General features: G+C 58.7%; 3 protein-coding genes and 1 pseudogene. All 4 read right to left on the bottom strand.

Translation table 11 applies throughout. From position 1 onward, the window contains the following. A pseudogene (locus tag A4E33_RS08165) lies at positions 1 to 1,695 on the bottom strand (hypothetical protein); the annotation flags it as partial. Further along, positions 1,692 to 2,036, bottom strand: a complete 345-nt coding sequence (locus A4E33_RS08160; protein WP_292347207.1) for a hypothetical protein — start codon at positions 2,034 to 2,036, stop codon at positions 1,692 to 1,694. The pseudogene A4E33_RS08165 and the gene A4E33_RS08160, both read right to left, overlap by 4 nt. After that, positions 2,023 to 2,313 (bottom strand): hypothetical protein, encoded by a 291-nt coding sequence (locus A4E33_RS08155; protein ID WP_292347206.1) that lies wholly within the window; start codon positions 2,311 to 2,313, stop codon positions 2,023 to 2,025. Before A4E33_RS08155 ends, A4E33_RS08160 begins: the two co-directional genes overlap by 14 nt. Next, positions 2,292 to 2,474: a hypothetical protein gene (locus tag A4E33_RS08150; RefSeq protein ID WP_292347205.1), complete on the bottom strand. Its 183-nt coding sequence runs from the start codon at positions 2,472 to 2,474 to the stop codon at positions 2,292 to 2,294. Before A4E33_RS08150 ends, A4E33_RS08155 begins: the two co-directional genes overlap by 22 nt. Positions 2,475 to 3,158 lie beyond the last annotated feature (684 nt).

The raw sequence follows: 3,158 nt of genomic DNA, 5'->3' as shown, positions 1-3,158 counted from the left end.
CTCCCACATCGCCCGGCACACCCGGACCTCGTGGGATTCCCGGTCGCCGTGGCGGGGGACCTCCTGGTCGCGGAGGAGGATCCGGGCAAGGACCCTCCGGTCTTGCTCGGGCGAGTCGTCGATCCAGCAGGTGAGCATCCGGTTGAAGACCTGGTCGTCGCCCGAACCCTCGACCTTTGCCACCCACCAGACGCACCGTTCCGGGATCGTGCACACGAACCCCTTCCGGTCCCGGCTGACGGTGCGGTAGATGAACGGCTCCCGGAAGGAGGTAGTCACGCCTTTGAGGATCTCCTGCATCTCGTCGGAGAGCGTGGTATCGTCGAGCACGATCACGCTGCCGGGCTGCAGGTTGTCGTGGTAGAAGAGCGCTTTGTTGCTCATCGCCCCCTTGAGCCGGAATCGCTCCGGGACCTGCCGGAGCATCGTTCCGAACGCGTGGCTCTTGCCCTTCCCGCTCTCGCCGGTGACGGAGACGTGCAGTCCGTTGGTGTTGATTACCGATCGCGAGGCGAGGGAGAGGATGAGGCATTCGGCGACAGTGGCGTCGCCCTCATGGTCGAGTGCGAAGGTCCGGAGCATCTCGCGCAGCGGGTCGCCGGAATCGAGGATCTCAAGGGCCTCTTCCATTTCCGGGGGAGAAGCCAGTGGCGGAGTGACGGTCCCGGAGTTTCTGGGCGGGGCCGCCGGGCGTGGAGGCGTATTCCGCTCATACCGGTTCCTGAGTTCCTGCCACCGCTGCGAACCGCCGCCGCAGCTCTGGTGGTGGCAGCCGGCAAACACCGCCCCGCTCGCGAACTGGATGGCGAACGCCCCGTCGTGGTGTGCGGTAGAGAACGGGCACTCCTCCAGGGCATACAGGGTCCCGCCGTTCCAGGGACGTTCCGACCGGATGCGGATGCCGTGCCCGGCGAGCCAGGCACGGAGGTCGAAGGGGCCGTGCTTCTTTGCGTGCGGTGCCAGCCCTTCGGTGGGAATCGCCCCTGCGAGTTGCTGCAGGAGTGCCGGCGATACGACCTGCAGAACGCCCGGAGCCGAGAGCACCCGGGACACCCGGTGCGGGCGGTCCCTGGTGTGGTCCCCCTTTCTCGATGTCGTGCCGTAGAGCTTCCAGATCCGGGCGGCGTTGAAATTCGCCGTGTCGATGCCGCATACCGGGTCCGAGAAGAGCAGGTCCAGCACTTCGAGGCACCGCTTCACCAGGTCCCGGCTTGCGTCATCGTTCGGGAGATCGATCCGGTAGAGAAGATGCGCACCGTTGCCCGAGTCCGCGAGGACTGGGGCCGGCCATCCCTTCTCGTTGCTAAGAAACCTGGCGATCACTTCTGCCCGGACAAGGGCTGCCCGGTGCTCGCCATCGGTCGAAGAGACGCCGCTCGGCCTCTGCGGGTCCACGTCGATGGGAAACCACCGGCGGCGGATGATGTCGGCATCGCTTGTCGTGGCGTCCTTCCGGCCGAGCCTGAGCTTCACCCGGTTTGCCCGCCGTGCGAGGAGTGCGGGATTCACTTCGTTCAGGGTGACATAGATCCCCTGGACATCTGGGAGCGAGTCGAGCGTCTGGGCCTGTGTGATGAGGGCTTCCTGGTCGTCGAAGTACCCGCTGTGGACTGCGGCATCCGCGATTGCCCGGAGTTCGATCACGTTGCCTGCAGGAGAGAGGAGGGAGAGTGCGTTCCTGAGATCATCGCTCATGGCCCCGCTCCCGCATCCCCCGGGATGAGCGGGAAGAGCGGGGCTGATTGTGCCTCGCCCCGTGCCACCCGGAGGAAGTTCACCATCGGGGTGATGAAGTGGCCGGCCCTGCTATAGATCAAGACCGATCTCCCGCCGCTGCCCACAACCGCATAGCCTTCGATGATCGCCAGCCCTCCTCCGCGGGGCACACGCCGGGTGGCGAGTACCGGCGTCGCTTTCCCGGCGAGCAGTAGCGGCCGGACATCTCCGGCCGGAATGTAATAGTTCTCATCCTCGGCCTTGATGCAGATGTTTCCGTCCTCTCCGCGGGAGAGGGTCCCCGGCTCATGCATGGGCATCCCCCTCCTCCTTCCCGGTGAAGAGGGTAATGAGGTACTGGTGGTTCCGGGTTCTCCGGATATAGACCGCGAGGATCCTGTCGCCGTGCTCGTGGACTCCGGTGGAGATGGCCTGGGCGATGAGGTAGAGCGGCACCGGGCCCGACCTATGGGTGACGGTGCCTTCCGGAGCGCTTATTTTGTCCGGGACTGAAGAGCTGGTGGCAGTCTCCCCGGATTCCGTGTTCGCGCATGAATCGGGCTGGGGGCTGCCGCCTATTCTGGTGCGGTCGGGCATGCCTTCACCTCGCAGCGTGTGACCAGGCGGGCTTTTCCTTCGGCGATCCATTTCTCCCAGACGAGCTTGGCGATGGGGTCAGGGAGGTGGTCCAGGGTTTCCTGGGTGATTTCGTGCATGTTGGTGTTCTCCTGTGTGTCGGGATCGCGTGTCCCGGGCACGAGGAGTGCGTGGGGGAGAGAGGGTGATAAGGGAAAACCGCGGGGGGTGAAAGGGGGGATTAGTTCATAAAAAATTTGTAATTTTACCAATTGAAAAAATTACTAGTTATCAATAATTGTCAAACGATGAAAACCATATGCAACAACTACAAGAAATGTGCAAATTGGGATTAAAAATAGAATGGGATGTTTATCTAGAGTCCAAATAACCATGCCACTTATCAACCCCGCACTAAGTCCTGTGATAGTAGAAATCCAAAAATTCCTTTCCATTTCATTAGCAGAATGGGTTCGCTGCCAAATTCTTGTATAATAATTTGAATGGCCCTCGGGGCTTAAATCTGAAAATTCAGATTTAATCTGTAAAATTGAATTCTCAATTTTTTTAATATTAACCATCGTAAATATCACCGTGTTGGAATTATTTAAGATTATACACCTTATTAAAGAAGAATCTCTTAATTTAATTCAAAAATAAATTGTTTGAAGAACAATTCGAAGCATCGACCACCTAGATCCCTTTTCCTTTTAAAAAATTCTTATGCTGAAAATTTATCCTTATTCGCATCATTCAATCAAGAAATGAAAAGTCAATTGTATCTGGATTATGCAAAATCCCTCCCAACCCGACTTTACCTCTCTTTCTTCGCTTTCACCCTCGCCATCTACCTTTCACTCATCGCA

This window comes from Methanoregula sp. PtaB.Bin085 (genome assembly GCF_002067035.1).
Classification (GTDB): domain Archaea; phylum Halobacteriota; class Methanomicrobia; order Methanomicrobiales; family Methanospirillaceae; genus Methanoregula.
Note: the sequence above shows the minus strand (reverse complement) of the source record. Positions and strands in the feature narration are given on the sequence as shown.